General features: G+C 68.9%; 19 protein-coding genes and 1 pseudogene. 8 read left to right on the top strand and 12 right to left on the bottom strand.

From position 1 onward, the window contains the following. Positions 1-100: 100 nt before the first annotated feature. The 7 genes from ACWD3E_RS15625 to ACWD3E_RS15655 form a co-directional block, all read right to left on the bottom strand. The gene (locus ACWD3E_RS15625; protein WP_451388069.1) at positions 101-991 is read right to left on the bottom strand and encodes a hypothetical protein; all 891 of its coding nucleotides are present in this window, start codon (positions 989-991) and stop codon (positions 101-103) included. Further along, positions 988-1,818 carry a hypothetical protein gene (locus ACWD3E_RS15630; RefSeq protein ID WP_451388070.1) on the bottom strand — a complete coding sequence of 277 codons (831 nt, stop codon included), beginning with the start codon at positions 1,816-1,818 and terminating at the stop codon, positions 988-990. The genes ACWD3E_RS15625 and ACWD3E_RS15630 overlap by 4 nt, the downstream gene beginning before the upstream one ends. Continuing rightward, a complete protein-coding gene (locus tag ACWD3E_RS15635) occupies positions 1,815-2,567 on the bottom strand; it encodes a hypothetical protein (protein ID WP_451388071.1) in 753 nt (250 codons plus the stop codon). Before ACWD3E_RS15635 ends, ACWD3E_RS15630 begins: the two co-directional genes overlap by 4 nt. A gap of 210 nt (positions 2,568-2,777) precedes the next feature. Beyond that, on the bottom strand, positions 2,778-3,065 hold the full coding sequence (locus tag ACWD3E_RS15640; protein ID WP_451350486.1) for a DUF1416 domain-containing protein: 288 nt from the start codon (positions 3,063-3,065) through the stop codon (positions 2,778-2,780). 33 nt (positions 3,066-3,098) lie between these two features. Further along, entirely contained in the window at positions 3,099-3,944 is an 846-nt protein-coding gene (locus ACWD3E_RS15645; protein WP_451388072.1) for a sulfurtransferase, read from the bottom strand. Positions 3,945-4,083: 139 nt separating this feature from the next. Then, positions 4,084-4,164 carry a putative leader peptide gene (locus ACWD3E_RS15650; protein ID WP_350310325.1) on the bottom strand — a complete coding sequence of 27 codons (81 nt, stop codon included), beginning with the start codon at positions 4,162-4,164 and terminating at the stop codon, positions 4,084-4,086. A 238-nt stretch (positions 4,165-4,402) separates the two neighbouring features. Then, a complete protein-coding gene (locus ACWD3E_RS15655; protein WP_451388073.1) occupies positions 4,403-5,143 on the bottom strand; it encodes an LmeA family phospholipid-binding protein in 741 nt (246 codons plus the stop codon). Between the two features lie 116 nt (positions 5,144-5,259). Between ACWD3E_RS15655 and ACWD3E_RS15660 the strand changes: the two genes are divergently transcribed. Beyond that, complete coding sequence (locus tag ACWD3E_RS15660) at positions 5,260-5,523, top strand: DUF3099 domain-containing protein (protein WP_451388074.1); 264 nt, start codon at positions 5,260-5,262, stop codon at positions 5,521-5,523. A gap of 24 nt (positions 5,524-5,547) precedes the next feature. Here ACWD3E_RS15660 and ACWD3E_RS15665 read toward each other — a convergent pair whose 3' ends face one another. The 3 genes from ACWD3E_RS15665 to ACWD3E_RS15675 are packed head-to-tail and all read right to left on the bottom strand — an operon-like array spanning position 5,548 to position 6,337. Beyond that, the gene (locus ACWD3E_RS15665) at positions 5,548-5,910 is read right to left on the bottom strand and encodes a DsrE family protein (RefSeq protein WP_451350482.1); all 363 of its coding nucleotides are present in this window, start codon (positions 5,908-5,910) and stop codon (positions 5,548-5,550) included. After that, the gene (locus ACWD3E_RS15670; RefSeq protein ID WP_451388075.1) at positions 5,907-6,158 is read right to left on the bottom strand and encodes a hypothetical protein; all 252 of its coding nucleotides are present in this window, start codon (positions 6,156-6,158) and stop codon (positions 5,907-5,909) included. The genes ACWD3E_RS15665 and ACWD3E_RS15670 overlap by 4 nt, the downstream gene beginning before the upstream one ends. Next, complete coding sequence (locus tag ACWD3E_RS15675; protein WP_451388076.1) at positions 6,155-6,337, bottom strand: hypothetical protein; 183 nt, start codon at positions 6,335-6,337, stop codon at positions 6,155-6,157. Before ACWD3E_RS15675 ends, ACWD3E_RS15670 begins: the two co-directional genes overlap by 4 nt. A gap of 172 nt (positions 6,338-6,509) precedes the next feature. On the opposite strand from ACWD3E_RS15675, the gene ACWD3E_RS15680 reads away from it, so the two are divergent. Then, the gene (locus ACWD3E_RS15680; RefSeq protein ID WP_451388077.1) at positions 6,510-7,349 is read left to right on the top strand and encodes a helix-turn-helix domain-containing protein; all 840 of its coding nucleotides are present in this window, start codon (positions 6,510-6,512) and stop codon (positions 7,347-7,349) included. Beyond that, positions 7,331-7,615, top strand: coding sequence for a DUF397 domain-containing protein (locus ACWD3E_RS15685; RefSeq protein ID WP_451388078.1), 285 nt, complete (start codon positions 7,331-7,333; stop codon positions 7,613-7,615). Before ACWD3E_RS15680 ends, ACWD3E_RS15685 begins: the two co-directional genes overlap by 19 nt. Positions 7,616-7,629: 14 nt before the next feature. On the opposite strand, the gene ACWD3E_RS15690 is transcribed toward ACWD3E_RS15685, so the two are convergent. Together ACWD3E_RS15690 and ACWD3E_RS15695 are read right to left on the bottom strand one after the other, a co-directional pair. Beyond that, the gene (locus ACWD3E_RS15690; RefSeq protein ID WP_451388079.1) at positions 7,630-10,836 is read right to left on the bottom strand and encodes an FG-GAP-like repeat-containing protein; all 3,207 of its coding nucleotides are present in this window, start codon (positions 10,834-10,836) and stop codon (positions 7,630-7,632) included. Between the two features lie 146 nt (positions 10,837-10,982). Beyond that, positions 10,983-11,171 carry a hypothetical protein gene (locus ACWD3E_RS15695; protein WP_451388159.1) on the bottom strand — a complete coding sequence of 63 codons (189 nt, stop codon included), beginning with the start codon at positions 11,169-11,171 and terminating at the stop codon, positions 10,983-10,985. Here ACWD3E_RS15695 and ACWD3E_RS15700 point away from each other — a divergent pair. The 5 genes and pseudogenes from ACWD3E_RS15700 to ACWD3E_RS15720 form a co-directional block, all read left to right on the top strand. After that, a pseudogene (locus ACWD3E_RS15700) lies at positions 11,170-11,265 on the top strand (DUF1416 domain-containing protein); the annotation flags it as partial. The gene ACWD3E_RS15695 and the pseudogene ACWD3E_RS15700 sit on opposite strands and share 2 nt — an antisense overlap. Positions 11,266-11,568: 303 nt before the next feature. Beyond that, the gene (locus ACWD3E_RS15705; RefSeq protein ID WP_451388080.1) at positions 11,569-11,901 is read left to right on the top strand and encodes a hypothetical protein; all 333 of its coding nucleotides are present in this window, start codon (positions 11,569-11,571) and stop codon (positions 11,899-11,901) included. A gap of 43 nt (positions 11,902-11,944) precedes the next feature. Next, positions 11,945-12,256, top strand: coding sequence for a pore-forming ESAT-6 family protein (locus ACWD3E_RS15710; protein WP_451388081.1), 312 nt, complete (start codon positions 11,945-11,947; stop codon positions 12,254-12,256). A gap of 59 nt (positions 12,257-12,315) precedes the next feature. After that, positions 12,316-12,723 carry a DUF6507 family protein gene (locus ACWD3E_RS15715; protein WP_451388082.1) on the top strand — a complete coding sequence of 136 codons (408 nt, stop codon included), beginning with the start codon at positions 12,316-12,318 and terminating at the stop codon, positions 12,721-12,723. Beyond that, positions 12,720-14,927, top strand: a complete 2,208-nt coding sequence (locus ACWD3E_RS15720) for a hypothetical protein (protein WP_451388083.1) — start codon at positions 12,720-12,722, stop codon at positions 14,925-14,927. Before ACWD3E_RS15715 ends, ACWD3E_RS15720 begins: the two co-directional genes overlap by 4 nt. Positions 14,928-14,942 lie beyond the last annotated feature (15 nt).

The following is a 14,942-nucleotide window of genomic DNA, read 5'->3' on the forward strand; positions in this document are numbered from 1 at the left end:
AGAAGGTCTCCACGGGTGCTCCTTGAGCGGGGGCGGGCGTACGGCAGAGCTGGGGCCCAGCTTACGCGGCCTGGGCCCCGCCCTCTTGGCGAGGTGGGCCTCAGCCGAGCAGTTCGCTCTGCAGGGTCACGGTCTGCCGGAACGGCACGGCCTTCGCGGAGCCCTCGCGGGACTGCGTGATCACCGCCAGGGTGTCCCCGGCGGTCAGGTACGCCTGCCGGATCTGCTCGCGGCCGTACGGCTCGGTCTCGGCGTACGGCGCGAGCGAGACGTCGGCGATCCGGGCCGCGTCCGGGAACTTCTCGTCACGTTCGTACAGGTCGGCGCCGCGCACCAGATAGGTGGGGGCCGAGTAGTTGGTGAGGTCGGCGTTCATCAGGTTCTCGGCCACGGTGGCCGTGTCGAACTGGAGCAGGTAGATCCGGGTGCGGGTGCCGTCCTGGGTGGTCCAGCCGCGGGCCGCGATGTGCCGCAGGCCGTTGTCGGTGAGCTTCTGTCCCAGTTCCCGGCGGTCCTCCTTGCGGTACTGCGCCAGGAAGTCCTTCGTCGCCAGCCAGCCGTCGGCGCCGCGCAGCGTCCGGTCCTCCGCGGCGCCCTTGGGTGCGGGCAACAGCAGGGCGCGCAGGTCGGCGTAGTGCGCGCCGGCCTTGTTCCCGGCGGCGAAGGGCCCCGGGCTGCCCGCCGGCAACGGCGGCTTCACCAGCTCCGGGTAGTCCCAGCGCCCGTCGGAGGCGGTGGCGAGCCCCGGCACGTCCGTGCGGTCCATCCGGGTGATCCCGTACGCCGTCCCGGCCCCGACCACCGCGAAGACGGCGACGGCAGCGGTCCAGCGCAGGGCCGCGCGGAGAGTACGGCGGTCCTTCTTGGGGCGGGGTGCCGCCGCGAGCGGCTCGGTGACCGCAGTGGGCGGCTCGGTGACCGCCGGGGGCTCCACGGCGGCCGGGGGCTCCGTGACCGCCGGAGGCTCGATGTGGGTCTGGTGGTCGGTCATACGGCCTTCCCCGGGTCCTTGATGCGGTCGAACTGGGCGCGGATCATCTCCGCCGCGCCCTTCTTGTCGAGCGGCTTGGCCGCGGCAACCGTGGCCACGACCAGGACGTCACCGACGTACCCGGAGCACGTCATCGTGTCGAGGCTCTGGCCCGACTCGGCCGGCGGCAGGAAGCACGCGGCGTTCTTGTGGCCCTCGATCTCCGGCCCCTTGCGGACGCCCTTCATGGCGTCGAAGAGCCGATGCTGGGCGGCGACCGACGAGTGCAGGGTCCGCTCGTTCGCCATCTGCGACAGCGCGATCTCCACGGTGAACGCTTCCTCGGCATAGAGGATGGAGCCGGCCGCATGGGCGGTGCTCACGTAACTGCGCATCGCCAAGCCCCTGACCGGGTTCTTGTCGATCTCCCTCTCCATGAGGCGCCGCTGGGACCGGGGCAGGTTCCGCAGCGACTGCTTGCGCAGGTCGGTGGCCTGCCGACCGGAAAGCTCGGCGTCCGAGCCGAACTCGGCGATGTCCGGGCCGCGGCCGTACTGGTCCTCACCGTAGGGCAGCAGCATCGCGCGCAGACCGGTGGCCTTCTCCGCCACCGGCTTGCCCTTCGCGGCCTTGGGCAGCCGCCAGCCGGGCGCGCCCGGGGACCGGTCGGCACCGTTCACGGTGACGGCGGTGTAGCCGACACCCGCGACGGTGACGAGGACCAGCGCGGCACCCCCGGCGACGGCGGCGAGCCGACGGGGCCGAAGGCGGCGCCGGGGTGCGGGCACCTCGGGAGCGGGGTCGGCCACCTCGGTGTTCACGGGGTTCTCCGTGTTCTCGCTGGTCACAGCCGCTCCATCTGCCGCTTCGCCAGGTCCCGGATCCTCCCGGACGGGATCGGCTTCCTGTCGTAGATCAAGATCTCCATGTAGACGTCCCCGCGCCAGGCGTGTGCCTCCGCGGTGTGGAAACTCACCCCGAAGACAGTCGTGGGCCGCTTGTGGAGGTACGCCATGCCGTCGCCCGTGCCCGGGATCGGCCAGCTCTGGGTGTCGAACTCGTCCTCGGTGGCCCAGTTGTTGTTGGCCTCGGCCGCGTCGGCGGCGGCCCGCTTCTCATCCTGGCGGTACTGCATCAGGCGGATCTCGACTATTCGAGTGCCGCTCTCGCGCCAGTCGGCGACGGCCCCACGACGGAACTCCGAGGCGATGAGGCCCCTGAAGACCTCGCCCGACCTGCTGAATCGTTCGGCGTAGCCGGACATGCTCATCCAGCCGTCCTCGCCCTCGCTGAAATTGCCCGCACGGGCGCCACTCGGCTTCTTCAGCAGCAGTTTCCGCAGGTCGCCGTCCATCTTGACCTTGCGGTCCTGTGCGGCGGCCAGGGGTGCGGGGCCCTTGCCCTTGGCCTGCGGGAGCGTCGGCTGGGAGAGCGGTGGCAGCTTGGTGGGCTCGCGGTCGGCCTGGACGAGGTAGCCGGCGCAGGTGCCGGCGACCAGCCCGAGCACGGCGGCCCCGGCCACCAGCCAGGCGGTACGCCCCCGCCGCCGCACCGGCGCCGCAGGGTTCTCCGGCACAGGTCTTTCTGGTACTTCCATGAAGTCCCCCCATGAACGGGAAGCACGGATTCCGTGATCCGTGCTTCACAGGAGACTCATGACATGGGCATGGAGTTGTAAAGAAACCGGTTACGAGTCGATCAAGACCCGACAAGACCCAGGAAGCGCATGCCGAAGGGCCGCACCCCCGCCGGCGTCCAACCCAGGGGATGCGGCCCTTCAGCCGTCACAGTGAGCCCGAGAAGCTACTCAGACCGCGATGGCGACCTCCGCCAGGCCGCCCTTCTGGGCGACCACGGTGCGGTCGGCGGTGCCGCCGGGCACCAGCGCGCGCACGGTCCACGTGCCCTCGGCCGCGTAGAAGCGGAACTGGCCCGTGGCGGAGGTGGGGACCTCCGCGGTGAACTCACCGGTCGAGTCGAGCAGACGGACGTACCCGGTCACCGGCTCGCCGCCGCGGGTCACCTGGCCCTGGATCGTGGTCTCACCGGGCTTGATCGTCGAGGCGTCGGGGCCGCCGGCCTTCGCTCCGCACATGTTGAACTCCTTGAGGGGTAAAGGTCGAAGGTCTTACTTGTTGGCGCCGAGCTCGATCGGCACGCCGACGAGGGAGCCGTACTCGGTCCAGGAGCCGTCGTAGTTCCTGACGTTCTCCACGCCCAGCAGCTCGTGCAGCACGAACCAGGTCAGGGCCGAGCGCTCACCGATGCGGCAGTAGGCGATCGTGTCCTTGGCCAGGTCGACCTTCTCGTCGGCGTAGAGGGCCTGCAGCTCCTCGTCCGACTTGAACGTGCCGTCGTCGTTGGCGTTCTTCGACCACGGGATGTTGCGGGCGGTCGGCACGTGGCCCGGACGCTGCGACTGCTCCTGCGGCAGGTGGGCCGGGGCGAGCAGCTTGCCGGAGAACTCGTCGGGCGAGCGGACGTCGACCAGGTTCTGCGAGCCGATGGCGGCCACGACGTCGTCGCGGAAGGCACGGATGGAGGTGTCCTGCGCCTTGGCCTTGTAGTCCGTCTTCGGGCGCTCCGGGACCTCGTCGCCGGCGACCAGCTCGCGGGCGTCCAGCTCCCACTTCTTACGGCCGCCGTCGAGGAGCTTGACGTTCTCGTGGCCGTACAGCTTGAAGTACCAGTAGGCGTACGAGGCGAACCAGTTGTTGTTGCCGCCGTAGAGGATCACCGTGTGGTCGTTGGCGATGCCCTTGTCCGACAGGAGCTTCTCGAAGCCCTCCTGGTCGACGAAGTCACGGCGGACCGGGTCCTGGAGGTCCTTGGTCCAGTCGATGCGGATCGCGTTCCGGATGTGGTTCTTCTCGTAGGCGGACGTGTCCTCGTCCACCTCGACCAGGGCGATGGACGGGTCGTCCAGGTGCTCCTGGACCCAGTCGGCGTCTACGAGGACGTCGCTGCGGCTCATGCTGTTTCTCCTCCGGGGCAGTTACGGCGGGGGGGTGCGAATGCGTACGAGTGCGGGCTCCGGTTCGGTCCGGAGGAAGTGCACGGGTGCCCTTCGAGCAGGGCGGCTGGGGAACGCGGAGGCCGGGGGACGGTTCCGCTCAGAAGGTGCGACAGAGCATGGCGGCAACGCGGCACAGGTCCACTGCCCGCCGCTTTGTGAGATCCGCCTGTCGCTTCATGCGCTCGATCGTAGGGACGTCCGGGCGGGCGTGTCACCGGTGTGTCATATGGCGAGACACGATCGTCCGCATCGCGGGACCGAAAAAGCGCCCGGGGGTCTTGACCCGATCCCCGGACGCTCGTATGGGTCAGCGCATCTGCGGTACGGACACGGTCGTCTCGCCAGTCGGACACCCCGCGTTCATTCGAGGTGTTTCCTCCGCTTTTGCCCGCCGCTGTCCCGTCGATGCTTCACGGCTACCCCGCCAGCTTGACGTCCGCACCCTTCACGCTGATCTCCACACCGTCCGGAGCAGCCTGCACCTTGTCCAGCTTGATGCCGCCCGGCAGCCGGTCGACGGCCTGCTGGAAGTCGGTGATCTGCCGGATACGGCCCTCGGCGACCGCGGCGGCGCCCAGCTTGGGCAGGCTGTCCGCGTGCACCCGCACATGGTTGTCCTCGACGGTCACCGAGGACAGGACGTACACCGTCTGCTTGATCCCGAGGGACGAGACCGTCCCCTCCACCGCGACCTTGATCTTGCCGTTGCCGCCGTCGGAGAGGCCGACGACGCGGGCCAGGATGCCCGGGGCGACCTCGGTCGGCTCGGACTTGGCGGTCTTGAGGAGTTCGTCGTACGAGATCGTCGCGGTACCGGTGGCCGTGGCCGCGGTGGCCGAGCTGTAGTCGCCGGAGAACTCGACGTCCTTCATGTCGGCCTTCAGGTTGTCGACCCTGATGGTCTTGCCGGGGGTGCCGGTCGCCGCCTCGTAGTCCTTGATGCCGACCTCGACGTCGTCCAGGGAGCCGGAGGCGGCCTGGGTGAGGAACGGGAAGCCCTTGATGCTCACGTCCGGGGTCGAGGCCAGGTTCTCCGTCGACTTCAGCTTGTCGGCGGCCTCGCCCTCGGCGAAGTGCACGGCGAGCCGGTCCGCGGCCACGAAGAGCCCGCCCAGGATCACGACGACGATCAGTGTTATTCGCAGGGCGCGAGGCATGTGGTGTTCCCCCGGGTCGGTGGTCGTTGCGCTACGCCACGGTAACCCTGCGAACGTCGGCGGCCGGGCGTTTATGGATCAGTTGTGACAGGCGTCGCCGGATCTACCCTGGAAGCATGTACGCGCGGCGGCGCCACATCTACTTCGCCATGATGGGCACGTGCATCGTGCTCTTCGTCATGGCCTGGGGATTCGTGCGTTTCTGGTCGATCCCCGTGGCCGTCGGCATGTGCGTCGTCGCCATGATCATCCCGCCGGTCGCCGCGGTGATCGCGAACCGGCGGGGGCCGGAGGACCGCTGGTGGGACGACCCCTCCGGCGACCCGCAGTCCGACGAGTGGTGGGACGAGCTGGACGGAAAGAAGCCGCCCAAGGTGTAAGCGGTGCGGGTGAGGCGGGGGCGCTCAGTACACGAGCGCCTGGGTGCCGTCCCCGAGGGCTTCCTGTACGAAGACCTGCGCGCCCGCGATCCGTACGCCCTCGATGACGTCCTTCTCCGTGATCTCCCTACGGGCGGCGCACTGCGTGCACAGGGTGATCCCGCCGCCCGCGAGGATGGACTCGATCAGGTCCGGCAGCGGCGCGGCATGCGGCAGCTCGAACTCGGCGGCCCGTCCCGGCAGCGCGAACCAGGACGACTCCCCGGTCAGCCACAGCGACACCTCGACCCCGCTGGCCACGGCCACCGCCGCGACCGTGAACGCCTGCGAGCAGCGCTCGGGGGCGTCCGCCCCGGCCGTCACCTTGATCACGAGCTTCTTGGTCATGCTGGAAGCGTAGCCGCGAGGACGACGGTCACGAGGAGCGTGGCGACAGACAGCACCGTGAGCACGCCGCTCACGAGGTCACCGTCCACCTTCCGCTTCCGCCGGTGCCGGGGGCGGGGGCCGGGGTGGAAGGGCGGCAGCGCGTAGGCGGGACACAGGGGCTCCCGGTCGCGCGGCACCCCCTGATCCTCCCGCCGTTCCTGCTCCCGCGCGCACTCCTCGTACGGCAGACCGCCGCCGCGCGTCATGCGCGGTGCTCCCGCCGCAGGTGCTGCCGCATCAGGACGTTCGCGTCGGTCTCCGCGCTGCGGTCGTACTCGGCGTGCGCCTTCTCCCGCCGCGCCACCAGCTCCGCGCACGCGGCACAGCCGGGGACGGGCTGGGGCGGCCGGCTCAGCTCGTCGTAGGTGGCCGATTCCGTTCGCATGGGCTTTGCTCCTTTGCTCACCATCTATACGGAATGTGGCAGTTGCCATACTCTGCGTATTCCTGGGTGATACGAGGATGGCCCAGCGCGGAGGCCAACACACCCAGAACCGCTGGTAGTTCCACACCTGGCGGCCTAAATTCCACAAATTCCACAGCCAGGGAGGGGTGCCGTGCCGCAGCGGAGGGCGATCACGGGACGGAGCCAGGAGCCGAGGGCGCGCTTTGCCGAAGAGCTGCGGCTACGACGGGCCGAGCGGGGCGTGTCCCTGCGGGCGCTGGCGGACGCGGTGGGCTGGGACGCGTCCCTGTTCGGGAAGTTGGAGAAGGGCCAGACGCTGGGCGGCCCGGAGGTGGTCGAGGCGCTGGACCAGTACTACGGCACGGGCGAGCTGCTGCTCACGCTGTGGGAGCTGGCCATGGCCGACCCGACGCAGTTCAAGGAGCGGTATCGGCAGTACATGTTGCTGGAGGCCGAGGCGGTGAGTATGTGGCACTACGCCACCTCGAACCTCCCTGGTGTGCTCCAGACTCCCGAGTACGCGGCGGAGTTGCTCGCGCAGGGCGGGCTGACCGGGGAGGAGCTGGACAAGCAGGTAGCGGCCCGTATGGGGCGTCGTGAACTGCTACTTGCGGACAACGGACCGCAGTTCCGCACGATCCTCTCTGAAGCTGTGCTGCGCAGCCCGCTCCGCGACCCGACCGCGTGGCGCGCGCAATTGCGCCATCTTCTCGCGATGGCGGAGCGCCCCAACATCACTATCCAGGTGCTGCCATTGGCGAAGGGGCTACATGGGCTGTCGAATACCGACACCATGTTCCTGCAGGGTGCCGGCCGAGTCGTCGCCTGGGTCGAGACCGGGTACTCGGGCGAACTGGTCCAGGAAACTACCGCCGTTGAGCAGCTCCAGCTCCGATACGATCGGGTACGCGATTTGGCCCTATCTCCGGACGAATCGCGGGAGTTCATTCGTCGGATGTTGGAGGAAGCGCCATGCGACCCATTGACCTGAGCAACATCACGTGGCGCAAGAGCAGCTACAGCAACCAGGACGGCGGCGCCTGTGTCGAAGTCTCCGACGACCTCCTGAGCGCTGCCGAATGGCGCAAGAGTTCCTACAGCAACCAGGACGGCGGCCAATGCCTGGAGGTCGCCGACAACCTCCCCGCCGTCCCCGTCCGCGACAGCAAGGCCCCCGCCCTCGGCTCCCTCCTTTTCGAGGCGAGCGCCTGGGCTGCCTTCGTGGACGGAGTCAAGGGCGGGGGCCTGGCCCGCTAGCTAGAAGGCCGCCGTCATACGACGGCCTTGTACACCTGCCAGCCTGTCGCGATCTTCGTACGGCTGCCGAACGAGCCCTTGCCGTCACCGTTGTTGCGGTAGAGGTTGCCGCTCGTGTCGCGCACGACGAGGTCCGACCTCCCGTCGCCGGTGATGTCTCCGGCCCCGACGATCGCGTTGTACGACGCGCCCCAGCCGGCGAACACCAGCGCGCGGGCGCCGAACGTGCCCTTGCCGGTGCCGTAGTAGCGGTACAGGTTGTTCGACTTGTCCTGGGCGAGGAGGTCGCCGATGCCGTCGCCGTTCAGGTCACCGGCCCCGACGACCTTCTTGTACGTCTTCCAGTTGTCGTACAGCTTCACGCACGCCGACAGCTTGCCTGTGCTGGTGCCTTTGTAGAGGTAGACGGTGCCGGTGGTGGCGTTGCGGGCGATCAGGTCCGGGCGGCCGTCACCACTCACGTCGCCCGGCGAGGTGAGCACGTCGTACTGGTTCCAGCCGGAGGTGCCGAGCGTGGTGGACGTCGTCGTGGGCGTCACTGCTTTCCCGCAGGCCGGGTGGTAGGCGCGCAGGGCGCCGCTGGCCGGCCGAACCAGGACGTCGTTGCACCGGTCGCCGTCGAGATCGCCGTACGGCACGAAAGTCACGCTCGTCAGCCAGCTGGCTCCGGAGACCTTGCCGCTCAGCGTGCCCGTACCGGTGCCGCGCTGGATGGTGAGGGTGCCCGAGGAGTTGAGGGTGAGGATGTCGCCGATGCCGTCGTTGCCCGCGTAGTCGCGCGGGGCTGCCGCTCCGGCCGTCACCTTGAGGCTGCCGGAGAGGCTGAGGGCGGTGCCCTGGCCGTCGGCGGGCTGGGCGGTGAGCGTCCAGGTATAGGTGCCGTTGGCCACGAGGTGGCCCGCGGAGTCCTTGCCGTCCCAAGCGGCGGTCAGCAGACCACGGGCGGCGGAACCGGACACGGTATGCACGGTCGCACCGGACGCCTTGTTCCGGACCGTCACCTTCCAGGCACCGGCGGGCTTCGACAGCCACCAGGTGCCGGACCAACGCGCGGCCCCGGACGTGACCGTGGAGTCGATGGCCGACAGTGCGGAGGCCGGGACACCGCTCGGCACCAGATGGACGCGCTGGTCGCGGTCGGCGTAGGCGACGCCGCCGCCGAAGCGGTCCACGGTCCAGCTCGTGCCCACCCCGAGGTTCTTGTCGCCGATGTCGGTCCAGCCGGCGAGCTTGCGGCTCGGCAGGTCGGTGTAGTGCCCGCTGGTCGGCAGCCCGTTGTGCAGGTCGATGAGGTTCACCCCGCTGTCGCTCTGGGTGCCGCCGACGCGCTCGACGAGGTACCCGTCGCCGAGGAGGACCCGGCCCGCGGGAGCGGTGGCGGTCCGCTTGGCCGTACGGTCGTAGACACCCGAGCCATGGATGTTGCCCAGGTCGTCCTCACACATCCAGTACACCCAGCGGCCCACGGCCTGGAGGTCGGACGGTGTGCAGCCGTTGCGGGTGGTGAAGGACTCCACGGCGGTGCCGGACGGGAGCCGGGTGGCCGTGACCGTGCCTCCCGTGGCCGCGCCGCTCCACAGAGTGTTGCCCCAGACGGCCGCGGCGACACGGTTGCGCTTCTGCAGGATCTTGCCCGCCGAGCCGTCGGCGAACTCGCCGATGTACTGCTTGTCGGAGGAAGCCCCGTCGATGACCGCGTAGCGTCCGGACAGGCTGCGGAGTTCCGGGCTGGAGTCGTCCGTGTCGAGGGTCGGGCCCCAGGTGGTGGTGCCGTTGGTACGCAGCATGGTGAGGCCGGTCTCGGTGGAGTCGCGGCGTCCGTGACGTCCGGTGCCGTCGGCGAACATCTGGATGCAGCGGACGTCGACGCCGGCGCAGCGGCCGTAGCCATCCGACGCGGTGACCAGCCCGTCCACTGTCGTCTTGGTGACCCTCGGGGTGCCACTGGTCGTGGTGAGCCAGGTGCTGCGATAGGCGCCGAGGACCGTGTCCGGCGAGTACCGCGTGCTGTTGTCGGCCGTGGTGAGGATGCCGCTGCCGAGCGAGAGGCCGCGGATCTGCGCGGGCATCGGCTGTACGGCGGTCAGGCGGGTGCGGGTGACCGAGCCGTCGGCACCCTGGGCGATGCGGTACACGCCCCAGTCGAGGTCGCCCTGCTCGACGTACTTCTCGGCACCCGCCACGAGGGCGGAGCCGTCGGGCGCCTGGACGATCTCGTAGGCGGCCGGGTCCATGACCTTGCTCAGGCCGGTGTTCGTGCCGTCGGAGGTGAGGGCCCACAGCGGCTGGCCCCGGTACTTGCCGTCGTCGGGCGACATCGGTTCCACGCCGAGCAGCTTGTCGCCGACGATTCCGTACCTGGCGTAGGACAGGGCGCTCGTGTCGAAGGTGCGAGGGGCGGCGGACAGGTCGTCGCGGTCGAACAGGTCCGCCTTGCCACGGCCGTTCCGCAGCCGCAGCACCGAGTCGGTACCCAGCCGGAAGCCGGTCACTTCCTGCGCGTTCTGCGGGTTGGGCCGGTCGGGCAGCGTGCTGAACACGCCGGTGGCGAGGTCGACGATGCCCCAGTGGTTGTAGCCGTAGGTGACGATGACGGACCGCGCGTCGCCGTCCTTGACCACCGCGCCCACCGGCAGTCGGGTCACGGGCGTCTCGGCGAGCCCGCCCCCGTCCTGGACGCGCCACAGCTGGCACTCCGGCACGCCGCCGTCGGAGTAGCCACTGATGAGGACGGTGTCGCCGAAGGTGCCCACATAGTGGTGGTACTCGTCGGGTATCGGCACGACGCCGGTGGTGTCGCCGGAGGCGCCTTTGAAGAGCGTGACCTGGTGGTCCTCCACGGAGTAGATGGCCACGGTGTCGGAACCGTGCCCGTAGTAACCGGGCTCGAAGGAGGCGGCACTCTGCCAGGAGCCGTCATCGATGTTGTACTGGATCGGGGAGTCCGGCCCTTGTTCCAGTGCGGTCGTGGTGCCGGTGGCGTAGTCCGTCCACAGGTACCGGTCGTCGCCCTCCTCGGCCCAGAGGAAGCCGCTGGTCCCCGCGTTGAGGATCTGCGTGGCCCTGGGCACGGCACGCGGGGCGGCGGCCAGAACGACCTCGCCGTCCGCGGCGGCGGCCGGGGACGGCAGGGCGGCGAGGGGGAGGCTGAAGGTCAGTGCCGCCGCCAGGACGGCCGCGGTAGGTCTGTATCTGTGCAGATGTCGGCCGAGTCGGGCCACCGTTCCTCCTGAAGGAAAGACGAAGGCATGGCGGGACATACGGCAACGCCTTGCATCTTCCCCGGCCCCCCGGCCGCTCCCCCACGCGCGCGAGGGAGCCTAACAGCATGTCCATGACCGCTGGTTGGGAGCCGTTCTGCACCGGCCTAGCCCAGCGCGCGCCCCAGCACCCACACCACCGGCGCCGCCGCCGACAGCGGCAGGGCCACGCCCGCCGTGAAGTGGACGAAGCGGGAGGGGTAGTCGTAGCTCGCGACCCGGTGGCCGATCAGCGCGCACGCCCCCGCGGCCAGACCCAGCAGCGCGCCCTTCGCGCCCCTCAAGGAGTTCAACATGTGCGGAGCGAAGGCCGGCGGCCCCGACGCCTCGGCGATCAAGCCCGGCGAGACCACGATCCAGGGCCAGGTGACCCGCGGCGGCGAGCCGGTGCCGACCGCACCGTGATCGCCCAGAAGGGCGGCCTGGCGGAGGTCGCCATCGCGGTCTGAGTAGCTTCTCGGGCTCACTGTGACGGCTGAAGGGCCGCATCCCCTGGGTTGGACGCCGGCGGGGGTGCGGCCCTTCGGTTTTTCGCGACGGTCGTGAGTTCGCTGGTGATCGCGAGAGTGCCCCCGCGCACGGACGCTCATGGCTGAGTTCACGCCATCCATCGCATTTCTCGTTGCGTCTGCAATGCGCGATGCGAGAGGGTGTTCGATGAGCTGGGCGCAACGCGCGTATGGGGGTGGGTGAATGAAGTTCGACATGGGGTCGACGACCCTGTCGGAACTCGGCAAGAGCACCATCGGCTCCGTCGACGACCTGGGCACGCTGATCCAGTGGCTGATCCGGGCGGCCGAGCCGTTGGAGGGGAAGTTCAACGGTGCGGGCAAGGCCGCGTTCGACAACTTCAAGACGCACGCGGACGACATCACGAACGATCTGAACGGCTCGCTGGACGCGATCCTGGGCGGCCAGTCCGGCATGGACACCGCGTTCGGCTCCGGTGACACGGAGATGCAGGACAACTCTCACCAGAACATGGGCGCCGCCAACTTCGACGCCGCCCGGTTCGGCGTGCGCTGACGCTCCGTCACCGACGTTCGACTTCACTGAGGGGGAACTGGCTGTGGGTCAGAATCAGGACCGCCGTTCGTACGACACCGGTGCCTCGGCCGAGGTGCAGACAAGCCTGGCGGGTGTGATCGGCCAGCTGGAGAGTGTGCTGTCCCACCGCGACCGGGCGGTCAAGGCAGCGATGGCCGACTTCCAGGCCGATGGCGTCTCCGCGGAGTACCACGGCAAGGAAATCCGCTGGCACAAGGCCGCGCACGAGGTGCGCGCCATCATCCAGCTGGTGCGCACCACGCTCGAGCAGAACGACTCCACAGCCCAGTCCACGCTGGCCAAGGCCCGGGCAGCGGTCGACAACATCGGCTGATCCGACGGCAGCCGGCCCGCCGAGCCAGGGCCGGGGATCACGGGGACGAGGGGACTGTCGTGACGGGGTGGGACATCGACCCGGCCGGGGTGATCAGCGTGCTGTCCAAGACGCGCACCGCGGCGAAGAACCTGGCGGACGCGCACAGCGCCATGCAGGACAACCTGGAGGAGGCCGCCAGCGCGGCGGGCACCCTCACCAGCCAGTACGGGCCGTACACCAGCACCGCGGGGCTGGTCGGTTCGGCACTGGCCCAGTTCCTGCAGCACTGGAACCCGGAGCTGCTCCACACCGCCCAGCGCGCCGCGAATTCGATCAACGGGGCCGATCAGGCCACCGGCTTCTACATCCAGGGTGATCTGGAACAGGCAGCCAACGCGCAGCACAAGGCGGCCCAGGAGCCGAAGAAGATCGACATGCCGGGCAAGGGCGGAACCGGGCACCGCACGAAGGACCGGTCGTCGTGACCGACAAGCTGATCAACCCCTCCGGCATTCCGCACTTCATCGGCGACCTGGCCACGCTGGACCTCGATGTCATGCTGCTGACGGCGGACGCGGGCCAGTTCCGCGCCTCGGGCTCCAACGTGCACACCACCTTCCAGGGCCTGTCCGCGTTCTACAGCGCGCCCGAGGCCGAGGACCTGTTCGCCACCACGCTGCCCGTGCAGAAGAAAACGGACGCGTTCGCCGACGGCCTGGAGAAGGTCGCCTCCGCACTGTCGGACTACAGCACAGAAGTCCAGCCGCTGGTGAAGAAGCTGGACGCGCTCAAGGCCGATGCCACCGCGTTCGTGAACTCGGTACAGGGCGATCACCACTGGCACAAGGACCAGGACAAGGTCGACCACAACAACGACCTGTGGCACGACGTCAACCACACCGTCGCCGCGTTCGAGGCCGCCGAGCGCACCGCCTACAACAAGATCATGGCCCTGATCGGCGGCACCCCGCTGACCGCCGACGACGGCTCGCACGGCAAGAACACGTACGGCTTCAAGGCCGACTACCTCGACCACGCGAAGGAAACCCCGTGGGGCGCCCCGGCCGAGCGCGAGTACGAGGGCTGGTCCTGGCTGGTCCACAAGGGCAAGCAGGTGTGGGACGGCGTCTGGCACGACGGTGTGATCGGCACCTTCAAAGGCCTCGGCACCCTGGTCGGCTGGGAGGGCTGGGGCGCCGCCGGCCAGGCATGGAAGAACCTCGCCGAGATCGGCACCGCCGTTACCCTCAACAGCGCCACCAATGGCGCCTGGTGGCTGATCCCCGACAACCAGCTCCCCTCCTGGCTGCGCAATTCACGCACCGCCTACAAGCAGTTCGTGAAGGGCTTCGTCGCCTACGACCAGTGGAAGACCAACCCGGCCCGCGCGGCAGGCGCGTTCGGCTTCAACGCGCTGACCGTCTTGGGCACCGAAGGCGCCGGCGCCGCGGCCTCCGGCGCCGGCAGGGCCGGCGCGGCGACCCGCGTCCTGTCGTCCCTGGGCAAGGTCAGCCGGGCCCTCGACCCCATGACGTACGTCACCAAGGCAGGCAAGTTCGCGTACATCAAGGTCGGCGACACCTTCGCCGCCCTCAAAGACCTCCACACCGGCGCGACCGCCGACCTCCTCAAGCAAGCCGACGCCCTCCGGTCCCCCAAGATCCCGGACAACGCGATCCCGTTCGTCGACCAGGCGACCGGAAAGATCGTCTACCTCACCGAAGACAGCCACATCCTCAACGCCGACGGCAGCGTCCATCAGTACGCCGGCGAAGCCCCACACGAACTCTCCGCGAAGAACCATCAGGACCTTCACGCTCCAGCCCACGCGAACCACTCACACGCCCCGGTCGGAGCCGGCGCCCGAGCCGAGCACACCACCGGCTCCGCCCACACCGGCGAGCCGACTCCGGGGCAGACAGGCAGAACCGACGGCGGTCACGCGGCTTCCCACGGAGGTTCCTCCAGCCGGTCTGCTGACGCAGAATCGTTTGGGCGAGGAGCCACTGGTAGCGGAACAGGTGGCCATGGCTCTGCCGGGGCGGGCCATGGCGATGGCACTCATGGTTCCGAACCCGATCGGGGCTCGACACACCATGATGACTCGGCCACGCATGAGGCACATGATTCATCCCCTGCAGACAGCAGTCACTCGTCCGAAGCACATGAGCATGGCGGCCCCGACGGCGAACCCGATTTCACGCGTCGTGCACTCCCACCGGGCAGAGCGCAGCGCACTCTGCGTGAAATGCAGCGCATGCGCCACAGCCGAGCACGATACAAGGGCATGGAGGACTTTTTCCGCGAGATGGCGGATGGTGCACCAGAACGACACTACCCCGTGTCGCCCCACAACCATCCTTACTACCCTGTACAGGGGCGCGGTGGGCGGAACGTCGACGTTCCGGTGGACATGCCCGACGGCCGTACCCTGGCCATCGAGGTCAAGCACTACCTTGAATGGCGCACGGTCACGCTGAAGGACGGCAGTAAACAAGTCGTTAGGGGCGAAGTCCCCCTGAGCAAGGGAATCATCGAGCAGATAAACAAGGATCTGACGCTACGCCGCCTGGACCCGAAGTTCGATCCTCGATGGGCGTTCTCGCACGCGCCTCCGTCACAGGCGTTGAGGAACTACCTCATCCAGGCCCGCATCATCTTCATCGAGTACGGACCACCCCCCAAATAGCCTGAGCCCATAGAA

It is taken from the genome of Streptomyces sp. NPDC002676 (assembly GCF_053592455.1).

Coding starts and splice junctions, on each gene's coding strand:
- ACWD3E_RS15625 (WP_451388069.1), bottom strand. CDS start 991: ATGACCGACCACCAGACCCACATCGAGCCTCCGGCGGTCACGGAGCCC.
- ACWD3E_RS15635 (WP_451388071.1), bottom strand. CDS start 2,567: ATGGAAGTACCAGAAAGACCTGTGCCGGAGAACCCTGCGGCGCCGGTG.
- ACWD3E_RS15640 (WP_451350486.1), bottom strand. CDS start 3,065: ATGTGCGGAGCGAAGGCCGGCGGCCCCGACGCCTCGACGATCAAGCCC.
- ACWD3E_RS15645 (WP_451388072.1), bottom strand. CDS start 3,944: ATGAGCCGCAGCGACGTCCTCGTAGACGCCGACTGGGTCCAGGAGCAC.
- ACWD3E_RS15650 (WP_350310325.1), bottom strand. CDS start 4,164: ATGAAGCGACAGGCGGATCTCACAAAGCGGCGGGCAGTGGACCTGTGC.
- ACWD3E_RS15655 (WP_451388073.1), bottom strand. CDS start 5,143: ATGCCTCGCGCCCTGCGAATAACACTGATCGTCGTCGTGATCCTGGGC.
- ACWD3E_RS15660 (WP_451388074.1), top strand. CDS start 5,260: ATGTACGCGCGGCGGCGCCACATCTACTTCGCCATGATGGGCACGTGC.
- ACWD3E_RS15665 (WP_451350482.1), bottom strand. CDS start 5,910: ATGACCAAGAAGCTCGTGATCAAGGTGACGGCCGGGGCGGACGCCCCC.
- ACWD3E_RS15670 (WP_451388075.1), bottom strand. CDS start 6,158: ATGACGCGCGGCGGCGGTCTGCCGTACGAGGAGTGCGCGCGGGAGCAG.
- ACWD3E_RS15675 (WP_451388076.1), bottom strand. CDS start 6,337: ATGCGAACGGAATCGGCCACCTACGACGAGCTGAGCCGGCCGCCCCAG.
- ACWD3E_RS15685 (WP_451388078.1), top strand. CDS start 7,331: ATGCGACCCATTGACCTGAGCAACATCACGTGGCGCAAGAGCAGCTAC.
- ACWD3E_RS15695 (WP_451388159.1), bottom strand. CDS start 11,171: ATGTTGAACTCCTTGAGGGGCGCGAAGGGCGCGCTGCTGGGTCTGGCC.
- ACWD3E_RS15705 (WP_451388080.1), top strand. CDS start 11,569: ATGAAGTTCGACATGGGGTCGACGACCCTGTCGGAACTCGGCAAGAGC.